This window comes from Stenotrophomonas sp. YIM B13575, from assembly GCF_042787595.1.
GTDB lineage: Bacteria > Pseudomonadota > Gammaproteobacteria > Xanthomonadales > Xanthomonadaceae > Stenotrophomonas > Stenotrophomonas lactitubi_B.
The window spans coordinates 1-23,703 of the sequence record NZ_JBHZOP010000102.1 but is presented as its reverse complement, the minus strand read 5'-3'; the positions used below and the strand labels follow the sequence as shown (position 1 = coordinate 23,703).

At 65.9% G+C, this 23,703-nt stretch carries 20 protein-coding genes; 10 read left to right on the top strand and 10 right to left on the bottom strand.

Going from position 1 to position 23,703, the window contains the following annotated elements; translation table 11 throughout:
• Positions 1-5: 5 nt before the first annotated feature.
• A complete protein-coding gene (locus ACFX4F_RS15830) occupies positions 6-1,040 on the top strand; it encodes a magnesium and cobalt transport protein CorA (RefSeq protein ID WP_100464464.1) in 1,035 nt (344 codons plus the stop codon).
• An 88-nt stretch (positions 1,041-1,128) separates the two neighbouring features.
• Here the strand turns inward: ACFX4F_RS15830 and ACFX4F_RS15825 are convergent, their stop codons facing one another.
• The 4 genes from ACFX4F_RS15825 to ACFX4F_RS15810 form a co-directional block, all read right to left on the bottom strand.
• Positions 1,129-2,493 carry an NAD-dependent succinate-semialdehyde dehydrogenase gene (locus ACFX4F_RS15825; RefSeq protein WP_099820009.1) on the bottom strand — a complete coding sequence of 455 codons (1,365 nt, stop codon included), beginning with the start codon at positions 2,491-2,493 and terminating at the stop codon, positions 1,129-1,131.
• Between the two features lie 63 nt (positions 2,494-2,556).
• The gene (locus tag ACFX4F_RS15820) at positions 2,557-3,399 is read right to left on the bottom strand and encodes an ABC transporter permease subunit (RefSeq protein WP_100464457.1); all 843 of its coding nucleotides are present in this window, start codon (positions 3,397-3,399) and stop codon (positions 2,557-2,559) included.
• Positions 3,396-4,328, bottom strand: a complete 933-nt coding sequence (locus ACFX4F_RS15815; protein ID WP_380656921.1) for an ABC transporter permease subunit — start codon at positions 4,326-4,328, stop codon at positions 3,396-3,398. Before ACFX4F_RS15815 ends, ACFX4F_RS15820 begins: the two co-directional genes overlap by 4 nt.
• Positions 4,325-5,461 (bottom strand): ABC transporter ATP-binding protein, encoded by a 1,137-nt coding sequence (locus ACFX4F_RS15810; RefSeq protein ID WP_099820006.1) that lies wholly within the window; start codon positions 5,459-5,461, stop codon positions 4,325-4,327. Before ACFX4F_RS15810 ends, ACFX4F_RS15815 begins: the two co-directional genes overlap by 4 nt.
• Positions 5,462-5,768: 307 nt before the next feature.
• On the opposite strand from ACFX4F_RS15810, the gene ACFX4F_RS15805 reads away from it, so the two are divergent.
• The gene (locus ACFX4F_RS15805; RefSeq protein WP_380656917.1) at positions 5,769-7,136 is read left to right on the top strand and encodes a flavin-containing monooxygenase; all 1,368 of its coding nucleotides are present in this window, start codon (positions 5,769-5,771) and stop codon (positions 7,134-7,136) included.
• Between the two features lie 38 nt (positions 7,137-7,174).
• Here ACFX4F_RS15805 and ACFX4F_RS15800 read toward each other — a convergent pair whose 3' ends face one another.
• The 3 genes from ACFX4F_RS15800 to ACFX4F_RS15790 form a co-directional block, all read right to left on the bottom strand.
• Entirely contained in the window at positions 7,175-8,284 is a 1,110-nt protein-coding gene (locus ACFX4F_RS15800; RefSeq protein WP_033830748.1) for a polyamine ABC transporter substrate-binding protein, read from the bottom strand.
• 91 nt (positions 8,285-8,375) lie between these two features.
• Positions 8,376-9,770 carry a glutamine synthetase family protein gene (locus ACFX4F_RS15795; protein ID WP_089239973.1) on the bottom strand — a complete coding sequence of 465 codons (1,395 nt, stop codon included), beginning with the start codon at positions 9,768-9,770 and terminating at the stop codon, positions 8,376-8,378.
• The gene (locus ACFX4F_RS15790; RefSeq protein WP_380656912.1) at positions 9,767-10,528 is read right to left on the bottom strand and encodes a gamma-glutamyl-gamma-aminobutyrate hydrolase family protein; all 762 of its coding nucleotides are present in this window, start codon (positions 10,526-10,528) and stop codon (positions 9,767-9,769) included. The genes ACFX4F_RS15795 and ACFX4F_RS15790 overlap by 4 nt, the downstream gene beginning before the upstream one ends.
• A 162-nt stretch (positions 10,529-10,690) precedes the next feature.
• On the opposite strand from ACFX4F_RS15790, the gene ACFX4F_RS15785 reads away from it, so the two are divergent.
• Positions 10,691-11,968 carry an NAD(P)/FAD-dependent oxidoreductase gene (locus tag ACFX4F_RS15785; protein WP_380656909.1) on the top strand — a complete coding sequence of 426 codons (1,278 nt, stop codon included), beginning with the start codon at positions 10,691-10,693 and terminating at the stop codon, positions 11,966-11,968.
• Between the two features lie 198 nt (positions 11,969-12,166).
• Positions 12,167-13,777: an MASE1 domain-containing protein gene (locus tag ACFX4F_RS15780; RefSeq protein ID WP_363730980.1), complete on the top strand. Its 1,611-nt coding sequence runs from the start codon at positions 12,167-12,169 to the stop codon at positions 13,775-13,777.
• Positions 13,778-13,894: 117 nt separating this feature from the next.
• On the opposite strand, the gene ACFX4F_RS15775 is transcribed toward ACFX4F_RS15780, so the two are convergent.
• Positions 13,895-14,332, bottom strand: a complete 438-nt coding sequence (locus ACFX4F_RS15775) for a hypothetical protein (RefSeq protein ID WP_265952114.1) — start codon at positions 14,330-14,332, stop codon at positions 13,895-13,897.
• Positions 14,333-14,574: 242 nt separating this feature from the next.
• Between ACFX4F_RS15775 and ACFX4F_RS15770 the strand changes: the two genes are divergently transcribed.
• From ACFX4F_RS15770 to ACFX4F_RS15760, 3 genes are all read left to right on the top strand, one after another.
• On the top strand, positions 14,575-16,137 hold the full coding sequence (locus ACFX4F_RS15770; protein WP_380656905.1) for an MASE1 domain-containing protein: 1,563 nt from the start codon (positions 14,575-14,577) through the stop codon (positions 16,135-16,137).
• 96 nt (positions 16,138-16,233) lie between these two features.
• Complete coding sequence (locus tag ACFX4F_RS15765; protein WP_380656958.1) at positions 16,234-17,577, top strand: diguanylate cyclase; 1,344 nt, start codon at positions 16,234-16,236, stop codon at positions 17,575-17,577.
• 85 nt (positions 17,578-17,662) lie between these two features.
• The gene (locus ACFX4F_RS15760) at positions 17,663-18,124 is read left to right on the top strand and encodes a bacteriohemerythrin (RefSeq protein ID WP_025875341.1); all 462 of its coding nucleotides are present in this window, start codon (positions 17,663-17,665) and stop codon (positions 18,122-18,124) included.
• Here ACFX4F_RS15760 and ACFX4F_RS15755 read toward each other — a convergent pair whose 3' ends face one another.
• Positions 18,125-19,405, bottom strand: a complete 1,281-nt coding sequence (locus ACFX4F_RS15755; RefSeq protein WP_099820000.1) for an MFS transporter — start codon at positions 19,403-19,405, stop codon at positions 18,125-18,127.
• Here ACFX4F_RS15755 and ACFX4F_RS15750 point away from each other — a divergent pair.
• On the top strand, positions 19,392-19,514 hold the full coding sequence (locus ACFX4F_RS15750; protein WP_312112949.1) for a hypothetical protein: 123 nt from the start codon (positions 19,392-19,394) through the stop codon (positions 19,512-19,514). The genes ACFX4F_RS15755 and ACFX4F_RS15750 overlap by 14 nt on opposite strands.
• 106 nt (positions 19,515-19,620) lie before the next feature.
• Here ACFX4F_RS15750 and ACFX4F_RS15745 read toward each other — a convergent pair whose 3' ends face one another.
• Positions 19,621-21,117 (bottom strand): aldehyde dehydrogenase, encoded by a 1,497-nt coding sequence (locus ACFX4F_RS15745; protein WP_380656900.1) that lies wholly within the window; start codon positions 21,115-21,117, stop codon positions 19,621-19,623.
• 202 nt (positions 21,118-21,319) lie between these two features.
• On the opposite strand from ACFX4F_RS15745, the gene ACFX4F_RS15740 reads away from it, so the two are divergent.
• Both ACFX4F_RS15740 and ACFX4F_RS15735 read left to right on the top strand, forming a co-directional pair.
• Positions 21,320-22,672 carry an aspartate aminotransferase family protein gene (locus ACFX4F_RS15740; protein WP_176021199.1) on the top strand — a complete coding sequence of 451 codons (1,353 nt, stop codon included), beginning with the start codon at positions 21,320-21,322 and terminating at the stop codon, positions 22,670-22,672.
• A gap of 63 nt (positions 22,673-22,735) precedes the next feature.
• A complete protein-coding gene (locus ACFX4F_RS15735; RefSeq protein WP_099819997.1) occupies positions 22,736-23,620 on the top strand; it encodes a plasmid replication/partition related protein in 885 nt (294 codons plus the stop codon).
• Positions 23,621-23,703 lie beyond the last annotated feature (83 nt).

Genomic DNA, 23,703 nt, shown 5'->3' with positions numbered 1-23,703 from the left:
GCACGATGGCGGGCATGTCATTGCCCGCCTCATTGCCCGTCCCTGCTGCCGCCTCCGCCGCAGCCAATCCCACCTGCGTCATCAACTGCGTCCACTACGATGACGACGGCAAACGCCACGACATCAGCCTGGATGCCATCAGCGATGTCATCGCCAGCAACAACGGTTTCGTCTGGGTCGGCCTGTACGACCCGAACGAAGACGTACTGCTGAAGCTGCAGGAAGAATTCTGCCTGCACGACCTGGCGGTCGAGGATGCGCGCAACGCGCACCAGCGCCCCAAGGTGGAGGCCTACGGCAACTCGCTGTTCGTGGTGGTGACCACCGCGCAGATGGTCGACGAGCGCATCCAGTACGGCGAAACCCATGCCTTCCTCGGCCCACGGTTCCTGGTGACCGTGCGCCATGGCGCCTCGCTGTCGTACGCGCCGGTGCGCGCACGCGTCGAGCGCGAACCACAACTGCTGAAGATGGGGCCGTCGTACTGCCTGTACGCCGTGGCCGACTTCGTGGTCGACAACTACCTGCCCATCACCAACCGCTTCCGCGACACCCTGGAGCTGCTGGAGAAGGACATCTTCGCCGACAGCTACAAACGCAGCACGGTGGTGCGCCTGTACGAGCTCAAGCGCGAGTTGAACAAGATGCGGATGGCGGTGGCGCCACTGCAGGATGTGCTGGCGCAGCTGCGCCGCTACCAGGGCGAACTGTTCCCTGACGAAGTGAAGCTGTATATCCGCGACGTGCACGACCATGCGGTGCGCATCAGCGATGTGATCGACACCCTGCGCGAGATGCTGGGCACGGCCCTGAGCGTGAACCTGTCACTGGTGACGCTGGCCCAGGGCGAGACGGTGAAGCGGCTGGGTGCATGGGCCGCGCTGCTGGCCGCACCGACCTTGATCACCAGCTGGTATGGCATGAATTTCAGCCACATGCCGGAATTGAACCAGCCGTGGGCCTACCCGCTGATGATCGTCGGCGTCGGCGGCATCTGCGTCGGCCTGTACCGGCTGTTCAAGCGGGTGAAGTGGTTGTAACCCGCTTTTTTGTAGAGCCGAGCCCACGCTCGGCTGTTCCCGGCAAAGAGCAGCCGAGCATGGGCTCAGCTCTACACAGGCAGGTGCATCAAGCCACGTAGATGGTCTTGATGTTCATGAACTCATGGATGCCGTGGTCGGCCAGTTCGCGGCCGAAACCTGATTCCTTGCTGCCGCCGAACGGCAACCGCGCATCGCTCTTGACGATGGCGTTGACGAACGCGGCACCGCATTCCATGCGCTGGGCGAAGGACTCACCGCGTACCGGGTCGCGCGTCCACACACTGCCGCCGAGGCCGAAGCGGGTGTCGTTGGCCACGCGCAGCGCCTCGGCTTCATCCTTGACCCGGATCACGGCGGCGACCGGCCCGAACAGTTCTTCGTCATAGGCCGGCATGCCCGGCCCCACCTGGTCGAGCACGCTGGCCGGGTAGCCCGCATGCGAACCGGCGATCGGTTCGCCGCCGATCAGCACGCGCGCACCTTTGGCGACGCTGGCCTGTACCTGCTTGTGCAGTTCGTCGCGCAGGTCGGCACGGGCCATCGGCGCCAGCGTGGTGCCGCGCTCGTTAGGGTCGCCGTACTGGCGCTCGCCTGCGGCTTCGACGAAGCGCCTGGTGAATTCATCGGCCACCGCTTCAACCACGATGAAGCGCTTGGCCGCGATGCAGGTCTGGCCACTGTTGTCGAAGCGCGACTTCACCGCCGCGGCCACGGCCTTGTCCAGGTCGGCATCATCGAGCACTACGAAGGCGTCGCTGCCGCCCAGCTCCATCACCGACTTTTTCAACTGGCTGCCAGCGTTGGATGCAATCGAGCGCCCTGCCCGCTCGCTGCCGGTCAGGGTCACGGCTTTCACCCGTGCATCGCGCAGCACCTCGGCGGCCTGGTCATTGTCGATGTGCAGCACATCGAATACACCATCGGGCAGGCCGCCATCGCGGCATACCGCCAGGATCAGGTCGGCGCACTGCGGCACGTTGCTGGCGTGCTTGAGCAGCGCCACGTTGCCGGCCATGAACGCCGGAGCCAGGAAGCGGAACACCTGCCAGATCGGGAAATTCCACGGCATCACCGCAAACACGCAGCCGATCGGCTCATAGCGCACGTAGCTGCGCTGCGCCTCGGTATCGATCAGCTGCGGCTTCAAGTAGTCGGCGGCGTGGTCGGCATAGAACTCACAGGTGCTCGCGCACTTTTCCACCTCAGCCAGGGCTTCGGCCTTCAGCTTGCCCATTTCGCTGGTCATGGCCTGCTGCAGGTCGTCGCGGCGCGCACGCAGCTGGCCAGCGATCTGCTTGAGGATCGCGCCACGTTCCTGCAGCGAGCGCTCGGCCCAGCGCGGGAACGCATCAGCTGCCGCCTGCAGACGCTGCTCGATGGCAGCGGCGTCCATCAGCTCATGGCGGTAGGTCACCTGGCCGGTGGCCGGGTTGATGATCTCGACGGTCATTGGGGGTCTCCATCAGGGTGACCCCCATTGTGCGCCGGCCGCCGTGAGCCGGATGTTGCCGGTTCAGCCGTTGTCCTGGCGTGCCAGCTGCAGGTCGCGCTGGCGCCGCTTCTCGGCACGCGCATTGATGTACCAGCCGATCACCGCGGCAATCGACACCGCCGATACCAGCAGCGTAGCCAGCGCGTTGATCTTCGGGCTGATACCCATGCGCACCGAGGCAAACACCTTCATCGGCAGCGTGGTCGAGCCCGGCGTGGCGACGAAGCTGGCCACCACCACGTCGTCCAGCGACAGGGTGAAGGCCAGCAGCCAGCCGGCCACCAGCGCCGGCGCGATGATCGGCAGGGTGATGCGGCCGAACACGGTCAGCCGGCTCGCGCCCAGATCCATCGCCGCTTCTTCCAGCGACAGGTCCATCTCCTGCAGGCGCGAGGACACCACCACGGTGACGAAGCAAAGGGTAAAGGTGACGTGGGCGATCCAGATGGTGGCAAGGCCGCGCGCCGGGAAGCCCGGAATCGCGCCCATCGAGGCCAGCAGCGCCATCAGCGAGAAGCCGAGGATCACGTCCGGCATCACCAGCGGCGCGGTTACCAGCGCACCGAAGAACGGCTTGCCGCGGAAGCGCTTGAAGCGGGTCATCACCATTGCCGCCAGCGTGCCGAGCACGGTGGCGGTACAGGCGGTCCAGAACGCGACCACCAGGCTGGTCCACATCGCATCCATCAGCGCGCGGTCGGCGAACAGGTCACTGTAGGCGCGGGTGGAGAACCCGGCCCAGACCATGGCCAACCGCGAGCTGTTGAAGGAATAGAACATCAACAGCAGGATCGGCAGGTACAGGAAGGCGAAGCCGAGCAGCAGCACGCCCAGCCCCAGGCCCTTGGCAGAACGCGGGCTCATGCCTGCTTCCCTTCCAGCAGGCGCTGCTGGGATCGGTTGAACAACAGGATCGGCACCAGCAGCAGCAGGATCATCGCCACTGCCATCGCCGAGGCGCCCGGCCAGTTGCGGTTGTTGAAGAACTCGTTCCACAGCTGGCGACCGACCATCAGCGTTTCCGAGCCACCGAGCATTTCCGGGATCACGAATTCGCCGATCGCCGGGATCATCACCAGCATGCAGCCGGCGATGATGCCCGCCTTCGACAACGGCAGGGTGATGCGCAGGAACGCCTGCCACGGCTTGGCACCGAGGTCGTACGCCGCTTCCAGCAGGCGATGGTCATGCTTGACCAGGTTGGCATACAGCGGCAGCACCATGAACGGCAGGTAGCAGTACACGATGCCGATGTAGGCCGCGGTCGGGGTGTCGATCAGCTGCAGCTTGGGCAGGCCCATATTGGTCATCAGCGTCTGCAGGCCGGTGTACTGCAGGAACTGGTCGAGCAGGCCGTTGCGGTCCAGGATCGCTTTCCAGGCGTAGACGCGGATCAGGAATGAGGTCCACGAAGGCAGCACCACCAGCATCATCGCCACGTTGCGCGCGGCCGGCGACAGGCGGGCGATGGCATAGGCCATCGGGTAGCCGATCAACAGGGTGAGGAAGGTCGAGATCGCGGCGATCTTGATCGAGCTCAGGAACGCCTGGGCATAGATCGAATCGCGGAACAGCGCCAGGTAGTTCTCGAGGTTGAGCTTGAGCGAGAACCCGCCGTCGGCGTACTGCAGCAGCCAGGTGTACGGCGGCGAGCCAACCCGGCTGTGCGAGAAACTGATCATCAGCACGATCAGGAACGGCACCGCAAAGAACAGCAGCAGCCACAGGTACGGAATGCCGATCACCGTGGCACGCGTGCCCGGCAGCCAGCGCTTCAGGCCCGCCGTGCTCATGAGGTCAGCACCACGCCGTCGTTGTCACGCCAATGCACCCACACCTCGTCGCCCCAGGTCAGGCCATCGCTGGCCCAGCGCTGCGAGTTGGCGAAGTTGGCCAGCACCTTGGCACCGCTGGGCAGGCGCACGTGGTAGACCGAATGGCTGCCGAAGTAGGCGATGTCCTCGATCACGCCCTGCGCTTTGTTGGTGTGCCCTTCCGGCTCGTCCTTGCCGATCATCACCTTTTCCGGGCGCAGCGCGAATGCGACCGGCTGCCCTTCATAGCAGGTGATGCCGTGGGCGATGTAGACCGGCGCCGGGAACAGCGGCGAGCGCACGGTCACGTATTCGGGCAAGTCCTCGTCGATCACCCCGTCAAACAGGTTCACCGAACCGATGAACTCGGCGACGAAGCGGTTGGCCGGCTGCTCGTAGACCTCATCGGGCTTGCCGACCTGCTGGATCCAGCCGGCGTCCATCACCGCGATGCGGGTGGCCATGGTCATCGCCTCTTCCTGGTCGTGGGTGACCATCACGCAGGTCACGCCCGAGGATTCGATGATGCTGACCAGCTCCAGCTGCATCTGCGAGCGCAGCTTCTTGTCCAGCGCGCCCATCGGCTCGTCCAGCAGCAGCAGCTTGGGCCCCTTGGCCAGCGACCGTGCCAGCGCCACACGCTGCTGCTGGCCGCCGGACAGCTGGTGCGGCTTGCGCTTGCCCAGATGGCCCATCTGCACCAGGTCCAGCATCTCGCCGACACGCTTGCTGATCGCGTCCTTGCCCAGCCCATCCTGCTTCAGGCCGAAGGCGATGTTCTGCTCGACCGTCATGTGCGGGAACAGCGCGTAGGACTGGAACATCATGTTGACCGGCCGCTGGTACGGCGGCAGCGCATCCATCCGCTGGCCATCGACGGTGATGCTGCCCTTGGTGGGCGTCTCGAACCCACCCAGACAGCGCAGCAGGGTCGATTTACCGCTGCCCGAGCCGCCCAGCAGGGCGAATATCTCGCCCTTGCGGACGTCCAGGTTGACGTCATCGACGGCGACGAAGCCATCGAATTCCTTGCGCAGATCACGAATGGAAAGATAGCCGGGCACACCGGTCGCTTCGACGACGGCGGCTTCCGGCTGGGCTTCAACGGGCATGGGGGCTCCGGGAGCGGGCGGTGGACAGCGGCCGTCATTCTAACGGCCGGGGGCCGATGGGGATATGACGGCGGCAGGTGGCAGCGGCTACGGCCGGGCCGGCCCCGCGTCCGCTGTCGGATTCCGACCGGAATTGGCGCGCTTCCGTCCGTAACCCGTCTCCCTGCCCCGCTGCTGCCGGCCGTCCCCGCCAAGCGCCACCGGTGCCACCCGGAATCTGCAACGTTTTTCAGAACCGGAAGCATTGATCGCCCGCGGCATCCCCGGCGAAATCTGCTGGACCGAAGCCCACCATGGACGAACACGCGTGATATCCCCAGCTGACTGCTTCCCTCCCGCCCCTCCCGAGCGACTGGCGCCGCCAGCCCACGGGCTGGAGCTGGTCATCGTCGGCGCCGGCCAGGCCGGGCTTTCACTCAGCGCCGTCCTGCAGGAGGCCAACGTCGACCATCGCGTGCTGGAAGCCGAAACCGTGGGCGCCAGCTGGCGGCGGCGCTGGGACTCCTTCCAGACCAACACCGCCAACGCGACGATGGCCCTGCATGGCCACGCCTATGCGGGCGACGATCCGGAAGGCTTCATGGCCGCAGCGGAAGTGATCCAGCGGCTCCGCGACTACGCCAGCGAGCGGTCATTGCCCATCGATGAGGGCCGTGCGGCACATCGGGTCACGCCGCAGGCCGGCGGCTATGCCATCGAAACCAACCAGGGGTTGATCCACGCACCCGCGGTGGTGGTTGCCACCGGTGAATACCGGCGCGCCCGGATGCCACGGGTTCCGTTTGCGCCGCGGCCGGATCTGGCGGTGCTGCACTCCGCCGACTACCGCAATGCCCGGCAGCTTCCCGATGGCGCAGTACTGGTCATCGGCGGCGGCCAGTCCGGCGCGCAGATCGCCCAGGACCTGCGCACCAGCGGGCGCAGCGTGTACTGGTCGCTGGCCGAGCGCCACTCGCATACGCGCCGGCTGCGTGGCAAGGACTCGATGACCTGGTGGGACATGGCCGGACGCATCCACCAGCATGTGCGCGAATCGGCCGGTGTGCTGGCGGGAGAGCCCGATGCCCTGCGCAAGGCCCGCACTGCGGAGTTCCCGCTGATTTCCGGCAAGGGCAGCACCGGCAGGGGCAGCTCGATCAGCCTGCTGGCGATGCACCGCGAAGGCATCACCCTGCTGGGCCGCCTGCAGAGCGTCGCCGGGGGCATTGCCCGTTTCGCCGATGCGCGCCCGCAACTGCACAGCGCGATGGAAGCGACGCGGGCCGAGTACGCCTACCTCGACTCACTGGCCAGCGCGTACTACGCAACGCAGCCCGAACCGCGCACGGACGACGCGCGCTACATTCCCGAGGAGGTCTACATGCATTGGGAGCCGGCGCCTTCGCCGCGCGAGCTGGATCTGCAGGCGGCTGGCATCCATTCGGTGGTGCTGGCCACCGGATTCGTCAGCGAATGGCCATGGCTGGAAGTGGACGGCGTGCTGGACGAACGAGGCTACCCGCTCGGCGAGTTCGGTGTCTCCCCGCAGCCCGGGCTGTTCTTCATCGGCATGCACAACCTGCAGCGGATGAGCTCGTCGTTCCTGTGCAACGGCGGTCGCGATGCACGGGACCTGCTGCCCGCCATCCTGCAGCACCTTGGCCGGAGCGGCAGTACCGGCTCCGGCGCAGGGTAAGGCAGCCGCCGGGCATGGCCCGGCGCCACCAGGACCGCTCAGCGGCCGGTCTTCACCTCGGTCCACAGCCGGGTGTAGAGCTTGTCGGTCTCCGGCGTGTTGATCGAATAGGTGAACATCTTCGCGGCCACGTCGGCCGGCGGGTAGATGGTCGGGTCGGTGCGGATCGCCTCGTCCACCAGCGGGGTCGCGGTCGGCACCGGGTTGCCGTAGTGGATGAAGTTGGTGTTGGCCGCGGCCACCTTCGGTTCCAGCAGGTAGTTGATGAACGCGTAGGCCGCTTCCGGATGCTTGGCATCCTTCGGGATGGCCAGCATGTCGAACCACTGCGGCGCACCTTCCTTCGGGATCGAGTAGGCCACGTGCACGCCATTGCTGGCCTCGGCCGCACGGTCACGGGCCTGGATGATGTCGCCCGACCAGCCCACCACCAGGCAGGTGCCGCCGTTGGCCAGCGAGCCGACGTACTGCGAGGAGTGGAAGTTCTGCACGTAGGGGCGGATCGACTTCAGCAGGTCGGCCGCCTTCTGCAGGTCGGCCGGATCGCCGCTGTGCGGATCCAGGCCCAGGTAGTGCAGCGCGATCGGAATCATGTCCGCCGGCGTGTCCAGGATGGTCACGCCGCAGTCCTTCATCTTGCTGATGTTTTCCGGCTTGAACACCAGGTCCCAGCTGTTGGCGATGTCGGCGCTGCCACCGAAACGCTCCTTCAGCATGTCCACGTTGTAGCCGATGCCGGTGGTGCCGATCATGTACGGCACGCCGTACTGGTTGCCCGGATCCTGGGTGGCGATGCGCTTCATCACCGCCGGGTCGAGGTTGGCCAGGTTCGGGATCTTCGACTTGTCCAGCGGCAGGAACACACCGGCCTGGATCTGCCGGCCGAAGAAGTTCAGCGTCGGCACCACCACGTCGTAGCCGCTGTTGCCGGCCAGCAGCTTGGTCTCGACCATCTCGTCGCTGTCGAACACATCGTAGGTGACCTTGATCCCGCTCTGCTTCTCGAAGTTCGGGATGGTGTCTTCGGCGATGTAGTCGCTGTAGTTGTAGACGTTCAGGACCTGGCTGTCCTGTCCGCCGCCGTTGCCGCCGCCACAGGCGGAAAGCATGGCGGAGGCCAGGCCGAGCGTGAGGATACGCAGCTTCATCGGGTGCTCCAGAATGCGGAAAGGGGGGCCGGCCGGGCCGGCGACGGGTGCCAGCCTACCCCCCGGCGGCGGATTTTTCTATTCGCGGCCTTCACACGTTCAGCAGCAGGAACTCGCGTTCCCACGAACTGATCACGCGGAAGAAGGTCTCATATTCCTTGCGCTTGACCGAGATGTAGGCGCGGCAGAAGCGCTCGCCGAGCAGTGCCTGCAGCTCGCTGCACTGCTCCAGCCCGTCCAGTGCTTCACCCAGCGAACGCGGCAGGTCGTAGCCCAGCTCCTTGGCGCTGCCGGTCACCGGTGCATCCGGCGCCAGGCGCTCGCGGATGCCGAGCAGGCCACAGGCCAGGGTCGCGGCCATCGCCAGGTAAGGGTTGGCATCGGAACCGGCGAAGCGGCTTTCCACCCGCATGTTCTCCGGCGTATCCAGCGGTACCCGCAGGCCGCAGGTGCGGTTGTCGAAGCCCCAGTGCACGTTGCTCGGCGAGACCTCGCCGAACACCAGGCGCCGGTAGGAATTCACGTTCGGTGCGAAGAACGCCATGGCCATCGGCACGTACTTCTGCAGGCCGGCCAGGTAGTGGGCGAACAACGGGCTGAAATCCTCACCGCCGTGCTCGCCGGTGAATACGTTCTGGCCATCGCTGATGCGCAGCAGGCTCTGGTGGATGTGCATCGCGCTGCCCGGCTCGTTCTCCATCGGCTTGGCCAGGAAGGTGGCATACACCCCGTGGCGCATCGCCGACTCGCGCATGGTGCGCTTGAACAGGAACACCTGGTCGGCCAGATCCATCGCGTTGGCGTGGGTGAAGTTGACCTCCAGCTGCGCCGCGCCGGATTCGTGGATCAGCGTGTCCACGTCCAGCTTCATCGCATCGCAGTAGTCGTACATCAGGTCGAGGATCGGATCGAACTCGTTGACCGCGTCGATCGAGTACGACTGCCGCGCCGTTTCCGGGCGACCCGAGCGGCCCGCCGGGGGCAGCAGCGGGAAATCCGGATCGGTGTTCTTCTGCACCAGGAAGAATTCCAGCTCGGGCGCGACCACCGGCCGCAGGCCGAGCTCGGTGTAGGCATCCAGCACCCGGCGCAGCACATTGCGCGGGGCCAGTTCGTGCGGCTCGCCGTTCTTGGTATAGCAGTCGTGGATGACCTGCGCGGTCGGATCGGTCGCCCACGGCACCATGCGCACGGTGTCCGGGTCGGGGCGCAGGATCATGTCCGAGTCCGACGGCGAGGTCAGGTCGTAGTAATCGTCCGGGAATTCGCCGGTGACCGTGGTCGCGAAGATGCCCTCCGGCAGGCGCGTGCCGTAATCGTGCGAGAACTTGTCGGCCGGGATGATCTTGCCGCGCGCATTGCCGGTGATGTCCGGAACCAGGCATTCGACCTCGGTGATGCGCCGCTCTTTCAGCCAGCGCAGCAGGCTGCTTTCCTGCGGTGGCGTGGGCGTAGCCGTCTTGCGCGGGCGCGTTCGCGAACTCATGGGGATTCCAGTCGATTCTGTTGGTGCTGCCGGCAAGCTTGGCCGAACGCACGGAAAATAGCGTGATAGAACGGCGTCTGCATGACCCGCCACTCCGGGTGCCACTGTACGCCGAGCACGAATCGATGGTGCTGGCTGCGTGCCGCTTCAACCAGGCCATCATCGGCCCAGGCCTCGATCTGCAGGCCGTCGGCCAATCTCGCGATGCCCTGCCCGTGCACCGAATTGACCTGCACCCGATCGCCGGCAGACCACTGTGCCAGCCAACCACCATCGGCCACGGTGATCGCATGGGCCGGCCCATACTGGACCTCCACCGGCGCCTGCGGGTCTTCGCGATGATCGCTCAGGCCAGGCACAGCATGCACCTGCGGATGAAGCGTGCCGCCGAGCGCCACGTTCAATTCCTGGAAGCCGCGGCAGATCGCCAGCACCGGCAGATCCATCGCCAGCGCCTCATGCAGCAGGGCGAACGCCGTGGCATCGCGGGCCGGGTCGTGCAGGTTGCCTTCCCAGCTGCGGCCCCCTTCGTAATGCTGTGGCTCGATGTTGCTGACCGCGCCGGTCAACAGCAGGCCATCCAGGCCCTGCAACCAGTCGCGTGCCGGCAGCGGCGGCTGCAGGCTCGGCAGCACCAGTGGCGTTGCCTGCGCAGCGTCAACCAAGGCACGCACATACTTTTCCCCGGCCACCGCGAAACGATGATGGCCGAGCACGGTGCTGTCGGTGGGCAGGCCCACCCAGGGCAGGCGGCGCATGGGGAAAACTCCTTGGCGTGCAGTCACGTTACCCGCCCGGCACCGGCAACGGCAAGCCGCTGCCGTCACACCACGGGCGCTCCGCTTGGGCCAAACTATCGGCGTGAAGCCCGACCGTCCTTCCCCGCTCCGACGCCCTTTCCCGCTTCTGCGAGGCCGCCGGTGAGCGCCGCCTTCCCGCCCAGCTGGTACGCCAGCAGCCTGCCCGAACCGGCCGCGCTGCCGCCGCTGCGCGGTGAACTGCAGGCCGATGTCGCGATACTGGGCGCCGGTTACACCGGCCTCACCGCCGCACTGGAACTGGCCCTGCGCGGCCAGCGGGTGGTGGTGCTGGAGGCGCAGCGGATCGGCTGGGGAGCCTCGGGCCGCAATGGTGGCCAGGCGCTGGTCGGCTACGGCTGCGAAGTCGACGAGCTGGAACGCCAGCTCGGCCGCGATGATGCACGCCACCTGTTCGACTGGTCGCGCGAAGCGGTACAGACGATGCGCGCGCGCATCGACCGGCATCGCATCGATTGCCATTGGGTGCAGGGCCACGCCAGCGTCGCCATCCGCGCACGCCACGAGCAGGACCTGCGCGCCAACTGCGAGCATCTGCAGCAGCACTACGACTATCCGATGCAGTGGTGGCCGCGCGATACCCTGCGCGTGCAGCTGGACAGCCCGCGCTACCGCGCCGCGATGTTCGACCCGCTCAGCGCGCACCTGCATCCGCTGGCCTACGCCCGCGGGCTGGCCGATGCCGCGCGCGCGGCCGGAGTGGTCATCCACGAGCAGTCGCCGGTAACGCGCATTCAACGTGGTGCACACGCGGTGCTGCATACCGACCATGGCAGCGTGCGCGCGCCGCATCTGGTGGTGGCCGGCAACGCCCTGCTGCAGGGGCTGGTGCCTGAGCTGGAACGGCGCATCATGCCGGTCGGCACCTATATCGGCGCCAGCGCGCCGCTGGGTGCCGAGCGCGCCCGCGCCCTGATCGGCAACAACATGGCGGTCTCCGATACCGCCTGGGCGCTGGATTACTTCCGGCTCAGCCATGACCACCGCCTGTTGTTCGGCGGCCGTGCCAGCTATTCCGCGCTGCCGCCGCCGGGCCTGCACCGGGTGATGCAGCGGCGCATGCACGAGGTGTTCCCGCAGTTGGCCGACATCCCGCTGCAGCAGGTCTGGGGCGGGTATGTGGACATCACCCGCAACCGTGCCCCGCATTGGGGCCGGCTGGACGGAAATCTGTACTTCGCGCAGGGCTTCTCCGGCCACGGCGTGGCAGCGGCCGGGCTGGCCGGCGAGGTCATTGCCGCCGCGATTGCGGGCCAGAGCGAGCGTCTGGACGTGTTCCAGCGCCTGCAGCACGCGCCCTTCCCCGGCGGACGCCTGCTGCGCATGCCGCTGCTGGTGGCGGCGATGTCCTGGTACAAGCTGCGCGATGCGTTGTGGTGAGCTGATCGGAAACCGAGCTGAATCTACCGCCCCCCGAAAACTGTGAAACTCGTCGCCGTCGGTATTCCTGTGATGACTTTCTCACTTGCCGGGCCGAAGGCTGAGGCGATTGCATAATGGAACGCGTGTCGATACCGTCGGTGAGAACCGGGTCCCGCGGCGAATGGATGCTGACAGGGAACGTACTGTGAAGGGGTAGTGCGATTGAACTGGTGGAATGAAGGCCTGCAGCTGAAGTTGCGCATCCATCCGGCAGGACTTGCCTTGGCTGTGCTGTACGCGATTGCCTGCTGGGCCACACGGCAGCTCTCGCTTGATCAGTTCTATCTTCCCGCCGGCGTACGTGTTGCCGCGGTACTGCTCTGCCCGCCTCGGCTTTGGCCCTATCTGCTGCTCGGTGAGTACGCCTATTTTGCACAGATGCGCGTGCCGATGATTGATCGGTACGGGTTGACGTGGGTCATTCTTGGCTCGGCGTTCCAGATGCCGGTCGTTATGACGATCGTCCATCTCCACCGCAACGTGATCTCGGCAGTAAAGAATGCCTGGCTCATATCGGTTGCTGCATTCGCCGCAGTATCCGTCACGCTGATCAACCTTCTTCTTGCAAATTTCCTCTGGCCAACACCACCTGATTTCCCGCTGTTGACCGGCATCGTCCGCTTGGTGGTGGGGGACTTCATCGGCATCCTGACGTTCGCACCACTTGTGCTGCTCTGGTCGCGAGGGAAGGCCGAAGTGCAGGTCCGGAAGCGTGACGTCGCACAGATGGCTGGGGCTCTTGCACTGATGGTCGTCTTCGGCCTGTCAGCTGCGGATGTGCCTGCTGATGCAGTGACGACGAAAGTGTCTCTGCAACTTCTCATGGCACTTCCTGCGGTCCTTCTGACATGCGTGTATGGATGGCGGGGCGCCGCCATCGGCGTGCCCACCCTGAACATGATCATCGGCCTGACTACGCCCGCCACTCACCCGGAGTCGTTCGACCCTGCGTCCTTCGCTACCCAGCAGATCATGGCCGTCACCGGCGCAGCGCTGCTCATACTTGGCTCCCGGATCACCCACTACTATCGGCGCTACCGACTCCGGGAGGTCGGGGAGAGAAATGCCATAAGACTCGCGCGGAGCTCACATGTTGCCAGTGAACTTGACCTTCGCGAACGTGCGTTGCATCTACGGAAGCTGGGTGATGGCATTGATCACGCGCTTGACGAGGTGATCAACTGGCTATCAGCACAGGGCCATCTTGCGATTGCGGAAAGCCTTGTGCATGTGGCATCGATCCATTCGCGCCAGCTCCGCGAGCAGACAAGCATGATCTACCCGACTGCTCTGGAGCACCTCGGACTCTACGTTGCCTTGAGAGCAGGAGGCGTTCGCGAAGCGTGGGAGAAGACGGCCCGTGTCGCCAATCCGGCGTTGCTCGGCGACCCCTGCCAACTCAGTGTCGGTCTGCAACTGGCCGCCTACCGCACGGTGATCGACGCGGTGTCATTGCTGATCCAGGGTGAAGCAGGGCAGATCCACGTGCGGGCACGCTGCGGACGGATCGGTTCGCATCGTGGAATCCTGATGACGGTTTCACTGCTGGATCAACAGCGAAACCTCTCCGATGCGACTGTCGCCGCAGCCATGGAACGTTTGGCCGGGAGAACGCTCGCCTACGGGGGCGCGCTGAAATGCACCCGGAATCGCATCGTGCTGGCAATGAAGGAAACGGGCACGGCCGCCCCTCTGGATGTTTTCTCGTCAAATGGAAGAAACAGCCTTTCGGGATTCGAAGCGGATGCCTCACGCGCGAAGGCGTGAATGACAGCACCCTCCGGCTTCTGATTCCGTAGCAGGCATGTACCGCCACCGGTGTTGGAGCGGAAACGTGCAAGCGGCTTTAGCCGCCTGCACGTCCAGGATCCTGAAGCACGAGTACTACGGTGCTTCAACGGACCAGATGTCGCCATCGGTGCTCGCGTAGCGCACCAGTACCACGTCCTGCGCACGATAGACCTCGAAACGCCGTGCCGAAGCCGGAACAGTGAGTCGCTGACCGGGAAGAGAAACACGCGCCGCAGACTTGCCCGCGGGCAACGCAAAGTAGGCATCACCGGCGTTGCCGATGATCACCTTCACCTGCCCGGCCAAATCGTTGACCTGCAGATAGACCACGCCATCGCGCTGGAAAGCGTACACCTGCCAAGCGGGATCGGCGCTGATGTCTGCAGCGGCGGGATCGGTCTCACCGAGCCCTGCGGTCGAGACTGCGGCGCTTGCCAAGGGCTTGCCGTGGTAGTCACCGCCTCCTCTATCACTCGCGAATACCGGAGCTGCGACGAACACTGCTGCAGTGGTTACAACACCAAAAAACATGGATCGCACAATGACCTCCTGGTCGGGGTGAGAGCAAACAACTTCGCAACGATAATAACGTCTTCCCGCAGCAACGCAGTGATGGGTGGATAATCCGGACGATTTAGTCCCATACGTGCACTCTATGTCCGCGTGCCATGTCCTTGGTAGAAGAACATGGGGTGCCGATTGCGTCCGCACTCATCCGTGGATAGTGTCAATTCCCGGGCCAGCGGTAGCTGAGCGATGGCAAGGGGGGTTTTTTGGACCGATTGAAGAATGCCTTCGAGGTGAGCTTCCGCCTACGGCCGGTCGGACTTGCGCTGGCCGCCGTCTACGCTGCCAGCTGCCTCATCTCGCGCCAGTTCTCGCTGGACCAGTTCTTCCTGCCAGCGGGTATCCGGGCGGCTGCGCTGCTGATCGTCCCGACGCGGCTGTGGCCCTATCTACTGCTCGGCGAATACATCTACTTCGCCAAGCTGCGCCTTCCCATGATCGATACCTACGGCCTGGACTGGGTCATCCTGGCGTCGACGCTGCTGATGCCGATGGCGATGCTGGTGATCTATCTGCATCGAATGAGAACACCATCCGAGGCAGCCACCGGCCTCTGGCTGCTGTCGTTGTCGTTATGCACAGCGCTGTTGGTCCCGGGTCTCAATCTGGGCATTTCATATGCCCTCTGGTCCAATCCGCCGCCGAGCAACCTGCTGGACGCGGTCGATCGAACGATCTTCGGCCACTTCGCGGCCATCATCACCCTGGTCCCGCTGGCCTTCCTGTGGACCCTGCGGCACGCAGATCCCAGCTGGCTCCCCCGCTTTATAGCGCCTACCTCTGTAGCGATCCTGTTGATGCTGATACTGGGGCTGGGTATGCAGCTGACAGGCAGCAGCGCCCATACCGCCCGCACACACCTTGTACTGATAGCGGCCCTGCCCGCCATCGCCCTGACCTTCATGCATGGCTGGCGCGGTGCAGCCATCGCAATTCCGCTGTTGAACCTCCCGCTTCATGCCGCGACGCCCAGCACCGGCCTACCCTCCTCCTTCGATCTGGGCACGTTCGCTACCCAACAGAACATGGCGGTGATGAGTGTCGCCCTGCTCGCGCTGGGATCCAGCATCAGCTATCACCATCAGCGCGCAAGATCCCGCGGTCTGGCAGAGGAAACCACGTTGCGCTTGGCGCGCAGCTCCCACCAGACCAGCGAGCGTGAGCTGCGTGAACGAGCCATCCACCTCAAGCATCTGAGCGAGGGCATGGACAGTTCACTCGACGAGATGGTCAACTGGCTCAACTCCCAAGGCCACCATGCGGTGGCAAACAGCCTGCAACATGCGTCGTCCGTGCATTCACGGCTGTTCCGTGAACAGGCCAGCCTGGTCTATCCCACTGGGCTGGAACAGGTCGGGCTGTATGTCGCGCTGCAGGCCGGCGGTGCATGCAAAAACTGGAGCAACACGCACCGCGTGACTCCGCCCAGACTGGCGGGCAACCCTTGCCTGCTGACCGTGGATCTGCAGCTGGCCATCTACCGCACCCTGATCGAGGCGGTCTCACTGCTGCTGGAACTGGAATCCGGGCAGGTCTGCGTAGCGGCCCGGTGCGGCAACTCAGGAAGTCGCCGTGGCATCGTGGTAGTGGTCTCGCTGCTCGACCGGCGCTGCGTGCTGTCGACCTGGACAACCCACCAGGCCGTCGAACGTCTGGCCGGTCGGATACTGGCCTATGGTGGCTCGGTGCATTGCCGCAGCAACCGGCTTCGTCTGGTGCTGCACGAACCCTCCTCGCAGCTTCGAACAGCGATCATACAGCCGACCTGAACCGATGTCCGTCGGGCCAAGTGCCCTGCCCGGCTAAAGTTACACCCGAAACCGCCGCTATCCGTGCCAAGACTTTCCCACATGAGCCACCGCATCATGCCCGTCCTGTCGCAGGCCGCTCTGGAAGGCGACCTGACCGATCCCCTGCCTCAGCGGATCCTGCTGGTGGAAAACTCGCGCGCGTTCACCGGCATGCTGCGCGAGGCAATCGAGCAGCGCCTGGAGCTGCCGGTGGTGGTGGCCAGCTCGCTGGCCGAGGCCGACCGCCTGCTCACTGCCGAGGACGGCTGGTTCCTGGTTCTGACCGGGCTGGTGCTGGCCGATGGTGACCGCGACGCGGTGGTCGAGTTCTTCCTCAAGCGCAACCTGCCAACCGTGGTGGTCAGCGGTGTGTATGACGAGGACCTGCGCAAGCGTGTGCTGCAGCAGCAGATCATCGACTACGTGCTGAAGAACACCCCGGGCAGCGTCGACTATCTGGTGTGGCTGGTGCAGCGCCTGGAGCGCAACCGGCGCATCGCCGCGCTGGTGGTGGACGACTCGCCGTCCGCGCGCGGCTATGCCGCCGCCCTGCTGCGCATGTACGGCCACGAGGTGTACGAAGCAGCTGATGGCAGCGAAGGCCTGGCGGCGATCGAGGCGCACCCGGCGATCCGCCTGGCCGTGGTCGACCAGGAAATGCCGGGCATGCAGGGCGTGGAGTTCACCCGCCGCCTGCGCACCCTGCGTTCGCGCGACAAGGTGGCGGTGATCGGCATTTCCGGCAATACCGATGCGTCGTTGATCCCGCGCTTCCTGAAGAACGGCGCCAATGACTTCCTGCGCAAGCCCTTCTCGCGCGAAGAGTTCTTCTGCCGTGTCTCGCAGAATGTGGACCAGCTGGAGCTGATCGGCACGCTGCAGGACCTGGCCACCCGCGATTTCCTCACCGGCCTGCCCAACCGCCGCTGCTTCCTGGAACAGAGCCAGCGCCAGCTGCCGCAACTGCAGCTGCATGGCCAGTGCGTGGCGGTGGCGATGATCGACATCGACCATTTCAAACACATCAACGACACCCACGGCCACGAAGCCGGTGACGATGCGCTGCGTGCGGTCGCCCGTGCCGTCGGCGACCACGCGCGCAGCCAGGACCTGATCGCGCGCTTCGGCGGCGAGGAATTCTGCCTGCTGGTGCCGGACATGGAACAGGACGAAGCGCTGCTCTATTTCGAGGAGCTGCGCCAGCGCATCGCCGCGCTGGAAGTGGACATCGGCAGCGCCACCCTGCGCATGACGGTCAGCATCGGCCTGTGCTGCCTGCGGCCGCAACGCGATGCGCTGCACCGGCTGATTTCCGAGGCCGATCGCCAGCTGTACCTGGCCAAGGCCGGCGGCCGCAACCGGGTCAGCTGCACCACGGTGGCCAGCCCGTTGCGTCCACGCGAAGCTGCGCTGTCCTGACCGGCATGCTTTGATCCAGATCAACGCCGCCCCGGCGCGGCGGCTCTACAGTCGGCCCCGACATACGCATGAAGGGGAGCCGGGGATGGCACTACTGGTCTGGCAGGACGATCTGAACATCGGCATCGATGTGATCGATCAACAACACCGCCGCATCATCGAGATGCTCAACCACCTGCACGTGGCGCAGACCAGCCTGCAGCGCGCGGCGGTAGGCGAAGTGATCGACGAGGTGGTCGACTACACCATGTCGCACTTCGCATTCGAAGAAGAGCTGATGGAGGAAGCGGGCTATCCGTTCTGTGCCGCGCACAAGCGTGTGCATGAGGTCTTCATCAAGCGGGTATCGGAATACCGCATGCGCTTCCAGGCCGGCGAGGACATCAGCGACGAGCTGCGCACCATGCTCTCGCGCTGGTTGTTCAACCATATCCGCGGCGACGACCAGGCCTATGCCGAACAGGTCAAGCAGCATCTGAACCAGTTCGCCCGCGAGCACCAGAGCGGCGGCTGGCTGGGCCGCACGCTCAAGCGCTTCTTCGGCTGATCAGCGCTGGCGGCGCTGCAGCGCCAGCAGCGCACACAACGTGACCACCGCGGTCAGGCACAGGTAGTAGCCGACCGCGACCAGCCCGTAGCGCTCGGCCAGCCAGGTGGCCAGGTACGGCGCCGGGGCGGCACCAAGAATGCCCGCCAGGTTGAACGACAGCGAGGCACCGGTGTAACGCACCTCCACCGGGTAGATCTCGGCCAGGAAGGTGCCGCAGGGGCCGTAGGTCAGCCCCATCAGGAACAGGCCCAGGCACAGGAACGTCAGCACCAGCCACGGACTGCCGGGCTGGAACAGCGGTGCGAACAGCACGCCGAAGCCGATGATCAGCAGACTGGCGATGGCCATCGTGCGGCGGGTGCCCCAGCGGTCGCCGTAACGTGCCGACAGCGGGATGCCGGCGGCGAAGAACAGCATCGCCACCATCTGCATCAGCAGGAACTGCTCGCGGCTGTAGCCGAGCACGGCGGTGCCGTGGCCGAGGCTGAACACCGTCATCAGGTAGAACAGCACGAAGGTGGCGAACGCACCCAGCGTACCCAGCAGCATCGGCAGCGGATGGTCGCGCAGCACCGTCCACATCGGCAGACGCACCGGCGCCTTGCGCTCCAGCGCGCGCTTGAAATCCGGCGTCTCGTGGATGTTCAGGCGCACCCACAGGCCCAGGCCGACCAGCAGCGCGCTGGCCACGAACGGAATGCGCCAGCCCCATTGCAGGAAATCGCCCTGGCCCAGGCAGCGACCGAGCAGCAGGAAGATGCCTGCTGACAGCAGGAAGCCGATCGGCGCCCCCAGCTGCGGGAACATGCCGTACCAGGCACGCTTGCCCGGCGGTGCGTTTTCGGTGGCCAGCAGCACCGCCCCACCCCACTCGCCTCCCAGGCCCAGACCTTGGCCGAAGCGGCACAAGGCCAGCAGCGCCGGGGCCCACAGGCCGATCTGCGCATGGGTCGGCAGCAGGCCGATGGCGACCGTGGACAGGCCCATGGTCAGCAGCGCGGCCACCAGGGTCGCCTTGCGGCCGATGCGATCACCGAAGTGGCCGAACACCGCCGAGCCCACCGGGCGCGCGATGAAGGCCACCGCGAAGGTCGCCAGCGACTGCAGCAATGCGGCCTGGTCGCTGCTTTCCGGGAAGAACAGGTGCGGGAACACGAGCACCGCGGCGGTGGCGTAGATGTAGAAGTCGAAGAACTCGATGGTGGTGCCGATCAGGCTGGCCAGCAGGACACGGCGGGGAGAATTCACGGGTGGCGCGGCAGCGGTGATCGTCGACATCGGCAAGGCGGGTAACGGCGGATCGACCGATTCTGCCACGGGGCAGTGGCTGTACGGGGCGATGGTTTCAGCCGACACCGATGCCAACGAATTCTCTCTGCGTGGATGAATCCCACCATGCCGCCTCTACAGTAGATCCACGCCATGCGTGGATGAATCTGCCCGGCGCCAACCAAGGTTGGCGTCTACCAAAGGCAGCCGGGCGCGGCTCGGCGCTACAACTGGATCCAGGTGGCCTTCATCTCGCTGTACTTGTCGAACGCATGCAACGATTTGTCGCGGCCGTTGCCGGACTGCTTGTAGCCCCCAAACGGCGTCGTCATGTCACCGCCGTCCCAGCCGTTCACCCACACGCTGCCCGCACGCAGTTGGCGGGCCACGCGATGGGCGCGACCGAGATCCCGCGTCCACAGGCCGGCGGCCAGCCCGTAGCGGCTGTCGTTGGCCACGCGCACGGCCTCGGCTTCGTCGTCGAAGCCAAGCACCGCCAGCACCGGGCCGAACACTTCCTCGCGGGCCAGCGCCTGCTCCGGCCGCACCTGGTCGAACACCGTCGGCTGCACATAACAACCGCCCGCCTCCACCTCGGCACGCTGGCCGCCCAGCAGCAGGCGCGCGCCATCGGCTTCGGCCTGGGCGATGTCGGCCAGCACCTTGTCCACGTGCGCGGCATCGACAAGCGCCCCCATCGGGGCATCTGCCTCCAGCGGATGGCGGGGCTGCATGCGCTGGCCGTAAGCAATCACCTGGTGCACGAAGTCATCGCGGATCGAACGCTGCACCAGCAACCGCGAACCGGCCGTGCAGACTTCACCCTGATTGAAGAAGATGCCCTGCGCCACGCCCTTGGCCGCCGCATCCAGGTCCGGCGCATCGGCGAACACCACGTGCGGGCTCTTGCCACCACATTCCAGCCACACCCGCTTGAGGTTGGAACGACCGGCGTACGCCAGCAGCTTCGCGCCGGTCGCTGTGGAGCCGGTGAAGGCCAGCACGTCCACGTCCATGTGCAGGGCCAGCGGCTCACCCACGCGAGAACCGTGGCCCGGCAGCACGTTCAGTACGCCCTCGGGCAATCCCGCTTCGGCCGCCAGTGCGGCCAGCCGCAACGCACTCAGCGGCGAGCGCTCGGAGGGCTTGAGTACCACCGAATTTCCCATCGCCAAGGCCGGCGCAATCTTCCAGCAGGCCATCAACAGCGGAAAATTCCACGGCACGATGGCCGCCACCACGCCTGCGGCCTCGCGTGTCACCAGGCCCAGCTCGTGCGGGCCGGTGGGCGCGATTTCACCGTACAGCTTGTCCACCGCCTCGGCGGTCCAGGTCAGGCAGCGCACCACGCCGGGCAGGTCGATGCGGCGCGCATCGCGGATCGGCTTGCCCATGTCCAGCGTTTCCAGCAGGGCCAGTTCATCGGCATGCGTCTCCACCAGCGCGGCCAGTGCCAGCAGCACGCGCTTGCGATGGGCGGGGCTGGCCAGCGACCAGTGGCCTGCCTCGAACGCACGGCGCGCCGAGGCCACCGCACGGTCCACGTCCTGCGCATCACAGTCGGCCACTGCGCCCAGTACGCGCCCGTCGATCGGGCTGATGCAGTCAAAGCGCGCGCCGCTGGCGGCATCCACGTAGCGGCCATCGATGAACGCTTGCCCGGGAATCGCCACGCGGCTGGACAGGGCCTGCCAGTGGCTGCGGTCGGGGAAGTGGGTCATGGGTCGCTCCAGCAATCAACGATCCTTGTTTATACCGGCGCGGCCGCGACCCCACCGTGATCGACCGCGCTGCGCGCTCGCCGTGCATGGCCCCGCGCTACCACAAGGCCGAGGCCCGAACGGTAGCGCCGGGCCATGCCTGCCGACAGATCCGTGACGCGGCTGCGCTAGAGTCGCAGCCATCGGACCCGACGGAGCCGGCATGAAAACCCCTGCAAGCGACCTGCACGACCTGGCCACCCAGCGCCCCGATTCACTGGACGCGTACTGGATGCCGTTCACTGCCAACCGCCAGTACAAGGGCGCGCCGCGCATGCTGGTGCGCGCCGAGGGCATGCACTACGAGGACGTGGATGGACGCGCCATCCTTGATGGCACCGCTGGCCTGTGGTGCTGCAATGCAGGGCATGCGCGCCGGCGCATCGTCGACGCGATCGCCGAGCAGGCCGCCACGCTCGATTACTCGCCCGCCTTCCAGATGGGTTCGCCGCCGGCCTTCGCCCTGGCGCAGCGACTGGCGGCGCTGGCCCCGGCCGGGCTCAACCATGTGTTCTTCACCAGCTCGGGCTCGGAGGCGGTGGATTCGGCGATGAAGATCGTGCTGGCCCACCATCGCCTGCGTGGCGAGGGCCAGCGCACGCGTTTCATCAGCCGCGAGAAGGCCTACCACGGGGTCGGCTTCGGCGGCATGGCATTGGGCGGGCTGCCCAACAACCGCCGTCAGTTCGGTCTGCAGCTCGGCGGCGTGGACTACCTGCGGCACACGCTGGACCTGTCACGCAATGCCTTCAGCAAGGGCCTGCCGCGCCAAGGCGCCGAGCTGGCCGACGATCTGGAACGGCTGATCGCCCTGCACGATCCCTCCACCATTGCCGCCGTGTTCGTCGAGCCCATCGCCGGTTCGGCCGGTGTGATCCTGCCGGCACCGGGGTATCTGCAACGCCTGCGCGAGATCTGCGACCAGCACGGCATCCTGCTGGTGTTCGATGAAGTCATCACCGGGTTCGGCCGGGTCGGCATGGCGTTCGCCGCACAGCGTTTCGGCGTCACCCCGGACCTGCTGACCTTCGCCAAGGGCGCCAGCAACGGCGCGGTGCCGCTGGGTGGCGTACTGGTCGGCGACAGCGTGCATGCCAGCTTCATGCAGGGTCCGCCACAGGCCATCGAGCTGTTCCATGGCTATACCTATTCGGGCCACCCCTTGGCCTGCGCGGCGGCGCTGGCCACGCTGGACGTGTACGCCGAGGAACGCCTGTTCGAGCGTGCGATCGAACTGGGCGAGTACTGGCAGGAGCGGTTGCATGCCCTGCAGGGGCTGCCGAACGTGATCGACATCCGCAACTTCGGCCTGGTCGGTGCGGTGGAGCTGGCGCCGCGCAAGGACGCCCCCGGCAGCCGTGGCTACGAGGTGTTCCGCCGCTGCTTCCACGACGGGCGCCTGCTGGTGCGCTGTACCGGCGACATCATTGCGTTGTCACCTCCATTGATCGTGGACAAGGCACAGATCGACCAGATCACCGGCACCCTGGGCGAGATGATCCGGGCCACTGCCTGAGCCCGGGACGGTGGTGGCGAGCGGGTACAATGGGCGGTTCCGCTCCTGCCCGTTGCCGTGCCCATGAACATCGTCGTCAAAGAAGAACTCAAGGCCTACATCGACCCGCTCACCGCGGACGAACACGAGGCGCTGGAGCGCAGCATCCTCGCCGAAGGCTGCCGCGATGCGCTGGTGCTGTGGGGCGAGGTGCTGGTGGATGGACACAACCGTTACGGCATCTGCCAGAAGCATGGCCTGCCGTTCAATACCGTGCAGAACACCCGCTTCCAGAGCATGGAAGACGTGCACCTGTGGATGATCGAGCAGCACCTGGGCCGGCGCAGCGTCTCCGATTTCCAGCGCGGCGTGCTGGCCCTGCGCAAGCGCGACATCCTGTCCGCGCGCAAGCAGGTCGAGCAGGCACAGCTGCAGCGCGAAAGCGATGGCACCGCCGAGCCTGCCGATGAGGCCGGCGAAGACAGCCCGCCGTGGGAGCCGGCGCCGAAGATCAGCCGCGCCGAACTGGCCCGCGAAGCCAAGCTGAGCACCAGCCAGGTCGGCATGATCGAGCGCATCCACGCCCAGGCCGCGGCCGAGGTGGTGGAAGCGGTGAAGGCCGGCATGATCTCGATCAGTGCCGCCGCTGCCGTGGCCGACCTGCCGGAAGAAGAGCAGCGCGCCGCTGCCGCCGGTGGCAAGGACGAACTGAAGCAGGCCGCAAAGCGTGTGCGTGAATCCAAGCGCAAGCCGCGCGCGCCGAAGCCGGAAACGGAGTCGCCGGAAATGGACTTCGAAGAAGCCAACGAGGATGAGATCGCCAGCCGCGATGCCGAGGTGCTGGCTGCGCTGGAGCAGCTGGGCGAGGATGCCCCGGCCCTGCGCCGTCGCGTGGTGAACCTGACCCGCGAGAACGACACCCTGCGCGCGCAGCTGGCCCACCTGCGCAAGCAGCTGGAAGCGCTGTAACCGATCGCGTCACGCCGCTGTAGAGCCGAGCCCATGCTCGGCTGCCTTGCGCGCGGCAAAGGGCAGCCGAGCATGGGCTCGGC